This window comes from Variovorax sp. MPBD4-3 (assembly GCF_058809745.1).
Genome location: NZ_JBXASW010000032.1, coordinates 51,920 through 65,284 on the forward strand (window position 1 = coordinate 51,920; position 13,365 = coordinate 65,284).

Genomic DNA, 13,365 nt, shown 5'->3' on the forward strand with positions numbered 1-13,365 from the left:
CTCCACGGCTTCTCAACTCCGGACTTCGCCCTGCCCGAGCACGACGTACTTGAGCGAGGTCAGTCCTTCGATGCCGACCGGTCCGCGGGCGTGGAACTTGTCGGTGCTGATGCCGATTTCGGCACCCAGCCCGAACTCGAACCCGTCCGCGAAGCGGGTGCTCGCATTGACCATGACGCTGGCCGAGTCGACCTCGCGCAGGAAGCGCTGCGCATGCACATGGTCGCGCGTGACGATGGCGTCGGTGTGATGGCTCGAATAGCGGTTGATGTGGGCGATGGCCTCGTCCACGCCGGCCACCACCTTGATGCTGATCACGGCGGCCAGGTATTCCTCGGACCAGTCCGACTCGACAGCATCGACCACCCGGGCCTGCGGATCGATGGCGCCGTCGGCGCGCAGGATGCGGGCGGCTTCCGGGTCGCAACGCATTTCCACGCCCTTGGCCGCGAAGATGGCGGCGATCTCGGGCAGGAAGTCTTCGGCGACCGTGGCCGACACCAGCAGGCCTTCGGCGGCGTTGCAGGGGCTGTACTTCTGGGTCTTGGCGTTGTCGACGATGCGCAGCGCCATGTCGAACTCGGCCGTGTCGTCCACGTACACGTGGCAGTTGCCGTCCAGGTGCTTGATGACCGGCACCTTGGCGTCGCGGCTGATGCGCTCGATCAGGCCCTTGCCGCCGCGCGGGATGATCACGTCCACGAACTCCGGCATGGCGATCAGCTGGCCGACGGCTTCGCGGTCGGTGGTCTGCACCAGCTGCACCGCCTCGACCGGCAGGCCGGCTTCGGCCAGCGCCTCGGACACCAGCAGCGCCAGCGCCTTGTTCGATTCGATGGCTTCCGAGCCGCCGCGCAGGATGGCCGCGTTGCCGCTCTTGATGGCCAGGCTCGCGGCCTCGATGGTCACGTTGGGCCGGCTCTCGTAGATCATGCCGAAGACGCCGATCGGCACGCGCATCTGGCCCACGCGGATGCCGCTGGGCTGCTGCTTCATGCCGATGATTTCGCCGATCACGTCGGCCATGCCGGCCAGCTGCTCGCAGCCCTGGGCGACGGTCTCGATGACCTTGGGCGTGAGCTTGAGGCGGTCGACCATCGGCGCCGAGAGGCCGGCGGCCGTGGCGCGCTCCAGGTCTTTCTGGTTGGCCGTGGCCAGCACCGGGCCGGCTTCGCGCAGGCGCCGGGCCAGCGCCTTCAGTGCTATGTTTTTGGTAGCTGCATCCGCACGGGCCATGAGGAATGCAGCGGCTTTGGCTTGCAGACCCAGGGTCTGCATGTGCTCGCTGACGTTGAACGCGTTCATGCCCCTATTTTCCCACGCCGATCCGCGGCCGGGCTGCGGCGGGCTTTTTGATGGCTGGAGCCATCGCGGATCAGGCGCGGATCAAGTGCCGGTCAAGCGCGCCTGGCGCCTGCCGCTGCGCTGCTGCAGGCGCGGCACAGCATCAACGCCAGCCGCTGCAGCGCCTGCCAGCCGCTGGCGGGCCAGTCGGGCTGCTTCAGGCCCTTCACGATGCCGTCGACCACGTGCGCGGCGCGCAGCAGGCGGGTCAGCATGCGGTCGTCCAGCCGGGGCAGCACGCGCTCGAAGGCACGCTCGCGCGGACCCCAGATGCGGTTCTCGCGCAGCGCCATCGGCAGCGGACGGCCCGAGGCCATCGCGTCCTTCACGCGCTTGAGTGCGCGGATGTCCTCGGCGATCGTGTAGTGCACCAGCACCTCGGCCTCGCCCTCGGCCTGCAGGCCGTCGAGCATGCGCGCCACGCGCTGCGGGTTGCCGGCCAGCACGGCTTCGGACAGCTTGAACACGTCGTAGCGCGCCACGTTGTTGACCGCGCCCTCCACCTGTTCCCAGCTGAGTTCGCCCGCCGGGTGCAGCAACGCGAGCTTCTGGATTTCCTGGTGCGCCGCGAGCAGGTTGCCCTCGACGCGGTCGGCAAAGAACTGCAGCGTGCGCTGGCCTTCGTCGCCGGGCATCACGCGCTGGCCCTGCTGGCCCAGTCGCTGCGCGATCCACTGCGGCAGCGCATTGCGCTCGATCGGGTCGACCTGGATGCTCGCGCCGTTATTCTCCAGCGCCGAGAACCAGGCGCCGGTGCGCGTGGCCTTGTCCAGCCGCGGAAGCATCACCAGCGTGAGCGTGCTGTCGTTGCCGGGCGCCGACTCGGCCAGCTGCTGCAGCGCCGCGCTGCCGTCCTTGCCGGGCTTGCCCGACGGAATGCGGATCTCCACGATCTGCTTGTCGGCGAACAGCGAGAGCGAGCCGCCGGCCGCGAGCACCGCGCTCCAGTCGAAGTGCGCGCCGGCCACGGTGTACGAGCTGCGCTCGGTGTAGCCCTGCGCGCGCGCGGCGGCGCGGATGGCGTCGGCCGCTTCCTGCGCGAGCAGCGGCTCGTCGCCGTGGATCGTGTAGAGCGGCTTCAGGCCCTTCTGCAGATGGGCCCCGAGCGAGGCGCTGGCGAGTTGCATCGACGGATTACAGCGACTTGACCGCGGCGATGCGGCGCATCAGCTGCTGCGCGATGTCCGACTGCATGTCGCGGAACAGCAGGTCGGCTTCGCCTTCCTTGGCCAGCGCGTTGGTCTCGTTGAAGCTCAGGTCGCGCGTCTGCGAGACATCGGCGGCCGGAATCAGGTCCTTGCCGCCGGGAGTGCGCAGCCGGAAGCGGATGCGCAACTGCAACTGCAGCTCGCGCACCAGGCCCGCCGAGTTGGTCGAGATCACGATGCGGTTGCGGTCCTCGCCCAGGATCTCCAGGATCACGTCGGCCTTGGACGCGTCTTCCGGCGGCAGCACGGTCACCGAACCGGTGGCCCGCAGCTCGCGCCGGATCTGGTTGATCATGGCCGTATTGCCCGACACCGACAGCGTCTTGAACGCAAACACCGGCGCCTTGCGCAGCTCGAAGCCGCAGCCGGCCAGGCCGAGCGAGGCGCCGGCCGCCGCCAGTCCGAGGAGAAGGCCGCGGCGCGGCAGCGAGACATTGCGATTGTTCATGCTTGAGTCGTTCGTTCAGAGAACCACGTTGACCAGGCGGCCGGGAACCACGATCACGCGCTTGGGTGGCGCGCCTTCGGCGAAGTTGACGAAGTCGTCGCAGGCCAGCGCGAGCTTCTCGATCTCGTCCTTCGAGGCGCCGGCCGGCACGCTGAGCTTGCCGCGCAGCTTGCCGTTGACCTGCAGCATGAGCTCGATCTCGTCCTGCACCAGCGCGCCGACGTCGACCGTGGGCCAGGGCGCGTCGAGCAGGCCGCCCAGGTCCTTGTCGTAGCCGAGTTCGTTCCACAGCTGCTGCGCGATGTGCGGCGTGGCCGGGTACAGGCAGCGCAGCAGGATGCCGAAGCCCTCGCGCACCGCGGCGGCGTCGCCCGCGCTGCCGTCAGGCTTGAAGCCTTCCAGCGCGTTGAGCAGCTTCATCGCGCCCGACACCACCGTGTTGTATTGCATGCGCTGGTAGTCGTAGTCGATCTGTCGCAGCACGGTGTGCACTTCGCGGCGCAGCGCCTGGGCGCCCTTGCCGAAGGTCTGGCCGGCCAGCGCGGCGGGAGCGACGTCGGCCTGCGCCGCGCCGAAGTTCCACACCCGGCGCAGGAAGCGGTAGCTGCCTTCGACGGCCGCGTCGTTCCACTCCAGCGTGGCTTCGGGCGGCGCGGTGAACATGGTGTACAGGCGGGCGGTGTCGGCGCCGTACTTCTCGATCAGGTCCTGCGGGTCGACGCCGTTGCGTTCGCTCTTGCCCATCTTGCCGACGCCGCCGTACTCGACCTTCGTGCCGTCTGCAGTGGTGCCGCCAATGATGCGGCCCTGCGCGTCGAGCACGGTCGTGACCTCGGCGGGCGGGAAGTAGTCCTTGCCGCCCTTCTCGTTGCGCTTGTAGAAGATGTGGTTGAGCACCATGCCCTGCGTCAGCAGCTTGCTGAAGGGCTCGTCGGCCTTCAGCAGGCCGAGGTCGCGCATCACCTTGGTCCAGAAGCGCGCGTACAGCAGGTGAAGAATGGCGTGCTCGATGCCGCCGATGTACTGGTCCATCGGCATCCAGTAGTCGGCGCCGCCGGCCACCATGGCTTCGTCGTTCTTCGGGTCGCAGTAGCGCATGAAGTACCACGACGAGTCGACGAAGGTGTCCATGGTGTCGGTCTCGCGCCGCGCGGGCTTGCCGCAGACGGGGCAGACCACGCCGGCATGGAAGCCCTCGTGCTTGTGCAGCGGGTTGCCCGAGCCGTCCGGCACGCAGTCGGTCGGAAGCACCACGGGCAGGTCTTTTTCGGGGACCGGCACCGCGCCGTGCTCTTCGCAATGGATGATCGGGATCGGCGTGCCCCAGTAGCGCTGGCGGCTCACGCCCCAGTCGCGCAGGCGCCAGGTGGTCTGCAGCTCGCCCAGGCCCTTCTGGCCCAGCGCATGCGCCACGGCGGCCACGGCCTCCTTGTAGCTCATGCCGCTGAAGTTGTCGGAGTTGATGGTCACGCCGCGCTGTTTGTCGCCGTACCAGTCCTGCCACTTGTGATAGTCGAAGTGCGGCTCGTCGTCGACCAGCACCACCTGGATGATCTCGATGCCGTACTTGTTGGCGAAGGCGAAGTCGCGCTCGTCGTGCGCGGGCACGCCCATCACGGCGCCGTCGCCGTAGCCGATCAGCACGTAGTTGCCGACCCACACCGGCACCTGCTCGTCGGTGATCGGGTGCGTCACCGTGAGGCCGGTGGGCACGCCCTTTTTCTCCTGCGTGGCGAGCTCGGCCTCGGTGGTGCCGCCGCTCTTGCACTCCTCGATGAAGGCCGCGACCTTGGGGTCGAGCGTGGCGGCGTGCGCGGCCAGCGGATGCTCGGGCGCCACGGCGCAGAAGGTCACGCCCATGATGGTGTCGGCGCGCGTGGTGAACACGTACATGCGGCCGTCCTGGATCAGCTTGCCGTCGGGACCCTTGATGTCATGGGTGAAGGCGAAGCGCAGGCCTTCGCTCTTGCCGATCCAGTTCTCCTGCATCAGCTTGACGCGCTCGGGCCAGCCCGGCAGCTTGTGCTGGGTGTGCTCGAGCAGCTCCTCGGCGTAGTCGCTGATCTTCAGGTAGTAGCCCGGGATCTCGCGGCGCTCGACCGTGGCGCCGGTGCGCCAGCCCTTGCCGTCGATCACCTGCTCGTTGGCCAGCACGGTCTGGTCGACCGGGTCCCAGTTCACGACCTGGGTCTTGCGGTAGGCAATGCCCTTTTCGAGCATCTTCAGGAACAGCCACTGGTTCCACTTGTAGTAGCTCGGGTCGCAGGTGGCGATCTCGCGGCTCCAGTCGATGGCCAGGCCCATGGCCTGGAGCTGGCCCTTCATGTAGGCGATGTTCTCGTAGGTCCACTTGGCCGGCGGCACGCCGTTCTTCAGCGCCGCGTTCTCGGCCGGCAGGCCGAAGGCGTCCCAGCCCATGGGCATCAGCACGTTGTAGCCGCTCATGCGCAGGTAGCGCGTGAGCATGTCGTTGATGGTGTAGTTGCGCACGTGGCCCATGTGCAGCTTGCCGCTGGGATACGGCAGCATCGAGCAGGCGTAGTACTTCTTGCGGCTCGCGTCCTCGGTGACGCGGTAGGCATCGGCGGCGCTCCATTGCGCCTGGGCAGCGGACTCGACGTCGCTGGGTTTGTAGCTGGGATTCATGGCGGTTCGGCAAGAGCCCGGCGCAAGGCGGCCGGGAACGCGGGATTATCGCGCCGGACTAGACTCGCCCCCAGGCTTCGCGCACTTCGTGTCGCTTCTCCTTCACCCCGCCGGGGGCAATGCCGGCGGCCCGCCGAAGCCGGCTCCACGGCATTTCGCGGAATAACGAAGCCCGAACAGTGCGCCACGGGATGGAATTCGCCATGAAATTGTTTCTGAAACATCTTGTCCTGTGCTTCGCCGCAGTCGCCGCCACGCCCTTGTGGGCACAGCACAACGACAAGCCCCTGCGCATCGTCGTGCCCTTCGCCACCGGCGGCGCGCAGGACGTCATTGCCCGCTACCTGGGCGCCAAGCTGACCGACAGGCTGGGCCAGCCGGTCATCATCGACAACAAGGCCGGCGCCGGCGGCATCGTGGCCGCCGACGCGGTGGCCAAGGCGACCGACGGCGCCACGGTGCTGCTGGCCACGGGCGGCGCGGTCACGATCGCACCCCACTTGCAGGCGAGGCTGCCCTACGACCCGGCGCACGAGCTGGTGCCGGTGGCCCTGGTGGCCGACACGCCCATGACGCTGTCGGTGCGCACCGAAAGCCCCTACAGGACCGTGGCCGACGTGCTGCGCGACGCCAAGGCCAGGCCGGGCCAGGTGACCTACGCCTCGACCGGCAACGGCACCGTCTCGCACCTGACCGGGGCGCTGCTGGCCCAGGCCGGCGGCGTGGACCTGCTGCACGTGCCCTACCGGGGCGCGGCGCCCGCCATGACCGACCTGCTGGGCGGGCAGGTGGCGACCATCGTGACCAGCGTGGCCTCGATCGAGCCCATGGTGGCCAGCGGCAAGGCGCGCGTGCTGGGCACCTTCTCGCGCGTGTCCCTCCCCGGCATGGGCTCGGCGCCCACCATCGGCGAGGCCACCGGCCTGCCGGGCATGGAAGTGCCGGTCTGGGTCGGCGTGATGGCGCCGGCACGCATGCCGGCGTCCGGCATCGAGAAGCTGTCGGCGGCACTGATGGAGGTGTGCAACCTGCCGGAGACGAAGCAGCGCTTCGCCCAGCTGGGCGCGGTCAACACCTGCGGCGGCCCGGCCGCGCTGGGCAAGGTCGTGACGGAAGACAGCCAGCGCTGGGCCAAGGTCATCAAGCAGGGCGGGATCAAGGTTGAATAAATCGGCACACCGCGTCGGCATCGCCGGCGCAGGGGCGATCGCGCTGGCCAGCGCGGCCTGGCTGCGGCAGGCGGGGCACGGCGTGACCGTGTGGTCGCCGGGCGGCCGAGGCGCCGAGGCCCTGCGGACGCAGGCGCTGGAAGCCGGCGGCATCCAGTCGTTCTCGGTGACGGTCGAGGTCGCCGGCGACGCGGCCGGCCTATGCGCGGCGTCGGACGTGCTGCTGCTCGCCCTGCCCGTCAACGGCCACAGGCGGGTGATGGACGCGCTGCTGCCCTTCCTGCGCGACGGCCAGACCGTGATCGTCAGCTCGATGGCCTCGCTGTCGTCGCTCTATCTCCATGAAGCAGCCAGGCAAGCCGGCCGGCAGATCACCGTGGCCAGCTTCGGCACGACCGTGCTGACCGCGCGCCGGGCGTCGGCCACGCAGGTCAAGGTCATGACGCGGCGCAAGGCGGTCGGCGTGTCCACCCTGCCCGGCGCGAAGGCGCACGAGGCCGTCGCGCTGTGCACCAAACTCTTCGGCGACGGCTTCTTCGCGCAGGAAAGCGCCCTCGCCAGCGCGCTGGCCAACGTCAACCCGCAGTCGCACGGCCCGCTCTCGGTGTTCAACTGGACCCGCATCGAGCGCGCCGAGAACTGGCCGCAGTACCACTGCATGACGCCCGGCGTGTCGCGCGCGATCGAGGCGCTCGACCAGGAGCGCCGCGCCGTGGCGCGGGCCTTCGGCATCGAGCTCGGCCCCATCGAGGCGCACTTCGCGCGTTCCTTCGGCACCACGTCGGAAAAGCTGGCGGACATCGCCGCCGAACTGCACGCCAAGCGCGGCGGCCCGCCCGGCCCGGTGCAGGCCGACACCCGCTACGTGACCGAGGACATGCCCTACGGCCTGGCCTTCATCGAGGCGCTGGGCGCCATCGCCGGCGTGCCCACGCCCGCGACCCGCACCATCGTGGACGCGGCCTCGCTGGTCAACGGCATCGACTTCCGCCGCGAGAACGACCTGCTCGAACCGCTGGGCCTGGCGAACGAAACCGTCGCCGGGCTGCTCGCGCGGCTGTAGCAAGGGCGGCGGTCCGGGGCGCGCACGGGGCTCGTCACTGGCCCGAATCTCGCATGCCACAATGATTTTTCCGACCACAGGGACCGGCATGGGCACCAGCGACAAGAGCAGCGACAAAGGCGGCAGCGAATGGTGGCGCGGCGCGGTGATCTACCAGATCTATCCGCGCAGCTTCAGCGACAGCAACGGCGACGGCATCGGCGACCTGCCCGGCATCACGGCCCGGCTCGACCACGTGGCGGCGCTCGGCGTCGATGCGGTCTGGGTCTCGCCCTTCTTCCGCTCGCCGATGAAGGACTTCGGCTACGACGTGTCCGACTACCGCGCGGTCGATCCGCTGTTCGGCACGCTGGCCGACTTCGACGCCATGCTCGCGCGCATGCATGCGCTGGGCCTGAAGCTCATCATCGACCAGGTGCTCTCGCACACCTCCGACCAGCACGCCTGGTTCGCCGAAAGCCGCAGCTCGCGCGACAACCCCAAGGCCGACTGGTACGTGTGGGCCGACCCCCGGCCCGACGGCACGCCGCCCACCAACTGGCTGTCGGTGTTCGGCGGCTCGGCCTGGCAGTGGGATTCGCGGCGGCGGCAGTACTACCTGCACAGCTTTCTTGCCGAACAGCCCGACCTGAACTTCCATTGCGCCGAGGTGCAGGAGGCCTTGCTCGGCGAAGTGCGCTTCTGGTGCGAGCGCGGCGTCGACGGCTTCCGCTTCGACGCCTGCAACCACCAGTTCCACGACGCGCTGCTGCGCGACAACCCGCCGGCCTCGCTCGCGTCGATCGACGAAGTCAGCACGGTGCGCGCCGACAACCCGTATGCGATGCAGCAGCACCTGTACGACAAGAGCCAGCACGAGAACCTGGCGTTCCTCGAAAACCTGCGCCGGCTGCTCGACGGCTACGGCGCGGTGGCGCTGGGCGAGGTCGGCGACGAGAACGCGCCGCCCGTCATGGCGCAATACACCGAGAGCGGCAGGCGCCTGCACCTGGCCTACAGCTTCAGCCTGCTCACGGCCGACCACAGCCCCGGGCACCTGCGCCACCAGGTGGAGGCGCTCGACAGCGCGCTGGCGCCCACCGGCGGCTGGGGCTGCTGGGCCGTGTCGAACCACGACGTGCCGCGCGTCGCCACCCGCTGGAGCGGCGGCGCCCCCGCCGACACGCGCCGCGACCGCCTCTGGCTGACGCTGCTGCTCACGCTGCGCGGCAGCGCCAGCATCTACCAGGGCGAGGAACTCGGCCTGCCCGAGGCCGAGGTGCCGTTCGAACTGCTGCAAGACCCTTACAGCCGTGCGTTCTGGCCCGAATTCAAGGGCCGCGACGGCTGCCGCACGCCGATACCCTGGACCGCCGACGCGCCCCACGGCGGCTTCACCACCGGCACGCCCTGGCTGCCGGTGTACGGGCCGCACCTGCCGCTGGCCGTCGAGCGGCAGGCCGACGACCCGGGCTCGATGCTGGCCTTCAGCCGCGCCCTGCTGCGCTGGCGCCGCACACAGCCGCTGCTGCGCACCGGCGGCATCGCCTTCATCGACGCGCCCGAGCCCCTGCTGCATTTCGAGCGCAACGACGGGAACCAATCGCTCCACGCGATCTTCAACCTGGGAAGCGTACCGGTGTCGATGCCCTTGACCGATCGGTTGCAGTCAGTGCAGCCCCTCGTCGGACAACCGCTCGCGCCGACCGCCGCCGTGCAGACCGTGAACGAAAAGCGCATGCTGGTGCTGGCGCCCTATGGCGTCTTCATCGGCATGCCCGCCGAAGAAGGAATGAGCTGACCGCCATGCCCCCGAAGCCGTTGTCCGAATCAGAAATCCACGCGCTCATGCGCGCCGAACATGGCGATCCGTTCGCCGTGCTGGGGCCGCACGAGACCGCCGAGGGCCTGGAGGTGCGCGCGCTTCTGCCCGGCGCGCAGCGCGTGGCGGTGGTGCATTCGCGCACCGGCTGGCCGCTGTCGATCCTTTCGCGCCACGGCGAGTCGGACCTCTTCAGCGGGCTGGTGCCGGCGGCCGAGGCCCGCATGGGCTATTCGTTCCAGATCGACTGGGACGCCCACACCTCGCGGCTCGAGGACCCCTACCGCTTTCCGTTCGTGCTCGGCGACACCGACGTCTGGCTGCTGGCCGAGGGCACGCACCTGCGGCCGTGGGAGCGGCTGGGCGCGCACCTGCGCGAGATGAACGGCGTCAAGGGCGTGGCCTTCGCGGTCTGGGCGCCGAATGCGCGGCGCGTGTCGGTGGTCGGCAACTTCAACAACTGGGACGGCCGGCGCCACATGATGCGGCTGCGCCGCGAGTGCGGCGTGTGGGAGATCTTCGCGCCGCACGTGGCGGTGGGCGATGCCTACGAATTCGAGATTCTTTCGGCGCAGGGCGAAGTGCTGCGCAAGGCCGACCCGTTCGCGTTCTCGGCGCAGCTGCGGCCAGACACCGCCTGCGTGGTGCAGCCGCTGCCGGCCGCCGTGAAGATGCCCGAGGGCCGCGCCGAGGCCAACGGCCGCCACGCGCCCGTCAGCATTTATGAAGTGCACCTTGGCTCGTGGCGCCGCAAGAACAACGGCCACGAGTGGCTCGACTACCGCGAGCTGGCCGACACGCTGGTGCCCTATGCGCGCGACATGGGCTTCACGCACATCGAGCTGCTGCCGATCAGCGAGCACCCGTTCGACGGCTCCTGGGGCTACCAGCCGATCGGCCTGTATGCGCCGACCTCGCGCTTCGGCACGCCGGGCGACTTCCGGCATTTCGTCGAGGCCGCGCATGCGGCGGGGCTGGGCGTGATCCTCGACTGGGTGCCCGCGCATTTCCCGACCGACGCGCACGGCCTGGGCCGCTTCGACGGCACCGCGCTCTATGAGTACGCCGATCCGCGCGAGGGCTTCCACAACGACTGGCAGACGCTGATCTTCAACTACGCGCGCACCGAGGTGCGCAACTACCTCGTCGGCAACGCGCTCTACTGGCTGGAGCGCTACGGCGTGGACGGCCTGCGCGTGGACGCGGTGGCCTCGATGCTCTACCGCGACTACAGCCGCAAGGCGGGCGAGTGGATACCCAACACCTTCGGCGGACGCGAGAACCTCGAGGCCATCGACTTCCTGCGGCGCATGAACCGCGTGGTGGGCGTCGAGCGGCCCGGCGCGGTGACGCTGGCCGAGGAGTCGACCAGCTTCCCCGGCGTGACCCGCCCGCCCGAAGACGGCGGCCTGGGCTTTCACTACAAGTGGAACATGGGCTGGATGAACGACACCCTGGCCTATGCGGGCACCGACCCGGTCTACCGCAAGCACCACCACCAGAAGATCACCTTCGGGCTGATGTATGCGCACAGCGAGAACTTCGTGCTGCCGCTGTCGCACGACGAGGTGGTGCACGGCAAGGGCTCGCTGATCGGGCGCATGCCGGGAGACGAGTGGCAGAAGTTTGCCGGGCTGCGCAACCTGTATGGCTACCTCTGGGCGTATCCGGGCAAGAAGCTGTTGTTCATGGGGGGCGAGTTTGCGCAGTACGCCGAATGGAACGCGGACCGCAGCCTGGACTGGCATCTGCTGGAGCATGCGGCGCATCAAGGCGTGCGGCGGCTGGTGCGCGACCTGAACAACGTGTACCGGCATTTTCCGGCGCTGCACGAGCTCGATCATGACGGTGGCGGATTCGAGTGGATCGTGCATGACGATGCGGATCAGTCGGTGTTTGCCTTTGTCCGGCGGGCTCGTGACGGGGCGTTTGTTGTCGCTGTCTGCAACTTCACGCCTGTGCCTCGGCATGGGTACCGGCTGGGGGTTCCGTTTGCTGGTTCTTATCGGGAGATCATCAATACGGATGGGGCGGTTTATGGCGGGAGTGGCGTGGGGAACGGGGTTGTCGAGAGCGAGTCTGTTGCTTGGCATGGGAAAGCGGACTCTTTGTCTGTCAGCTTGCCGCCTTTGGGTACTGTGATGTGGGTGTTGGTTTGATGTTTTTGGGTGTTTGTTTTCCGGGGCCGGGTCTCGGCCCGGCGGCCGACCTACTTTTCTTTGCTTCGCTGTATGGACCGGGGACCTTGGAAACAGGTGTGCGCGGACATAGGAAACAGGCTGGCAGGTTAGCGCCTTGCGGGCAGGGAGTTCAAGTCCAGCCGCATGAAGGGGTGATGGCAGAAGAACACTTTGAAGTGACCGTCGTGCTGTGGGTCTGCCCGGAATGCAATGGGCAACTTCAGAAGGCAATTGGGTACCTTCAGCTTGTGTCCGAGGAAGCTGGCCTCGCCGTTGTGCTTGACCGTCACTACCGTGTCGCCCGGCTGGTACTCGATGGGCGCCAATGCCCGCGGATAGGGCCTGGGGCTGATCGCGTAGCGCTTGGCAGGCGTGAGAAGGTCCAGCGCATCGTGCGGGCGCTCGTGGTTGTAGATGCCCCGCCAATGCTCGAAGGCTGCCTGGGCATGCGCCAGGTCGATGAAGCTGCGGCCTGCGAGCAACTCCGTCTTCAGCGAGCGATGGAAGCGCTCGATCTTGCCGTTGGTCTGGGGGTGGTACGGCGCACTGTGGCTGACCCGGATGCCCAGCCTGATGAGCCACACGCCCAACTCGGACAGCCCATGCCCCGGCTGGCGCGGGGCGCCCCAAGGAGCCCCGTTGTCCGTGTTGATGCGCACCGGCAGCCCGTAGCGGGCGAAGACCTGCACCAAGTGCGGTTGCACGCTGTCGATGCTCACACCCGGGCAGGCCTTCAGCGCGAGATTGAAGCGCGAATGGTCGTCCAGCACGGTCAACGGATAGCAGCGCGCCGCAGCCATGCCGAAGTCGCCTTTGAAGTCGATCTGCCACAAGGCGTTGGGCTGCTCGTGCTCGAAGCGGCACCAGTGTTCGCTCGCCTGGCTGGACTCGGGAGTGATCAGCCCGTGACGATGCAAGATATTGGTGACGGTGCTGGGGGCTGGCACGTCGCCCAGGCCCTGATCGGCCAGCCGACGGGCGATCTTGCGTCCGCCCCAACTGGGGTGCTCGCGGCGCAACTCGATCACTGCCTGCTCCAGCGCGTGGGTACTGCGCGTAGGCGAGTTCAGCGGCCGTGTGCTGCGCGGCGTGCACGCTTGCGTCATGCCTTGCAGCGCGTGCCGCTTGAGCAGCGAATAGCCGGTCTTGGGGCTGATGCCGAAGCGCCGGCACAGCTCTCGCCGGTTCGCGCCCTCTTGCAAAGCCAGTTCCACGAACTCTCGCTTGGTATCCATAAGGTCTCTCGGTTGCCAGGGCATGGGGCACTTTCTCGGTCGTCTCGACCTCGAAAGTGTTTCCTATGTCCGCGCACACCTGTTTCCAAGGTCCCCGGTCCATACACTTCGCCAAAGAAAAGTAGGCAAAAGAAAGGCGACCCTGCTGTCTGCGTCCCTTCGCTTCGCTGCGGGCAACCTGCGGTGCTCGACTCCGGCGGGGGTCCGCAGAACTCGCTTCGCTCAAACAGCTGCGGCCCTGATCCCGCCTGCGTCTGCGCTCCTCGGCGCA

At 68.3% G+C, this 13,365-nt stretch carries 9 protein-coding genes; 4 read left to right on the forward strand and 5 right to left on the reverse strand.

Translation table 11 applies throughout. From position 1 onward, the window contains the following. Positions 1-12: 12 nt before the first annotated feature. From AC1RVW_RS18700 to leuS, 4 genes are all read right to left on the reverse strand, one after another. Complete coding sequence (locus AC1RVW_RS18700) at positions 13-1,305, reverse strand: glutamate-5-semialdehyde dehydrogenase (protein WP_493201692.1); 1,293 nt, start codon at positions 1,303-1,305, stop codon at positions 13-15. Between the two features lie 92 nt (positions 1,306-1,397). After that, entirely contained in the window at positions 1,398-2,471 is a 1,074-nt protein-coding gene (gene holA, locus AC1RVW_RS18705) for a DNA polymerase III subunit delta (RefSeq protein ID WP_493201694.1), read from the reverse strand. Positions 2,472-2,478: 7 nt separating this feature from the next. After that, a complete protein-coding gene (locus tag AC1RVW_RS18710) occupies positions 2,479-3,000 on the reverse strand; it encodes an LPS-assembly lipoprotein LptE (RefSeq protein WP_081270088.1) in 522 nt (173 codons plus the stop codon). A 15-nt stretch (positions 3,001-3,015) separates the two neighbouring features. Then, a complete protein-coding gene (leuS, locus tag AC1RVW_RS18715) occupies positions 3,016-5,646 on the reverse strand; it encodes a leucine--tRNA ligase (RefSeq protein WP_493201696.1) in 2,631 nt (876 codons plus the stop codon). A 203-nt stretch (positions 5,647-5,849) separates the two neighbouring features. Here leuS and AC1RVW_RS18720 point away from each other — a divergent pair, with 203 nt between their 5' ends. The 4 genes from AC1RVW_RS18720 (at position 5,850) to glgB (ending at position 11,838) form a co-directional block, all read left to right on the forward strand. Further along, on the forward strand, positions 5,850-6,815 hold the full coding sequence (locus AC1RVW_RS18720) for a Bug family tripartite tricarboxylate transporter substrate binding protein (protein WP_285411513.1): 966 nt from the start codon (positions 5,850-5,852) through the stop codon (positions 6,813-6,815). Continuing rightward, positions 6,808-7,878 carry an NAD/NADP octopine/nopaline dehydrogenase family protein gene (locus AC1RVW_RS18725; RefSeq protein WP_493201699.1) on the forward strand — a complete coding sequence of 357 codons (1,071 nt, stop codon included), beginning with the start codon at positions 6,808-6,810 and terminating at the stop codon, positions 7,876-7,878. Before AC1RVW_RS18720 ends, AC1RVW_RS18725 begins: the two co-directional genes overlap by 8 nt. Before the next feature lie 88 nt (positions 7,879-7,966). Then, a complete protein-coding gene (locus AC1RVW_RS18730; protein WP_493201703.1) occupies positions 7,967-9,658 on the forward strand; it encodes an alpha-amylase family glycosyl hydrolase in 1,692 nt (563 codons plus the stop codon). 5 nt (positions 9,659-9,663) lie between these two features. Further along, complete coding sequence (gene glgB / locus AC1RVW_RS18735) at positions 9,664-11,838, forward strand: 1,4-alpha-glucan branching protein GlgB (protein WP_493201700.1); 2,175 nt, start codon at positions 9,664-9,666, stop codon at positions 11,836-11,838. A gap of 128 nt (positions 11,839-11,966) precedes the next feature. Here glgB and AC1RVW_RS18740 read toward each other — a convergent pair whose 3' ends face one another. Then, positions 11,967-13,118: an IS481 family transposase gene (locus AC1RVW_RS18740; RefSeq protein WP_493201702.1), complete on the reverse strand. Its 1,152-nt coding sequence runs from the start codon at positions 13,116-13,118 to the stop codon at positions 11,967-11,969. Positions 13,119-13,365 lie beyond the last annotated feature (247 nt).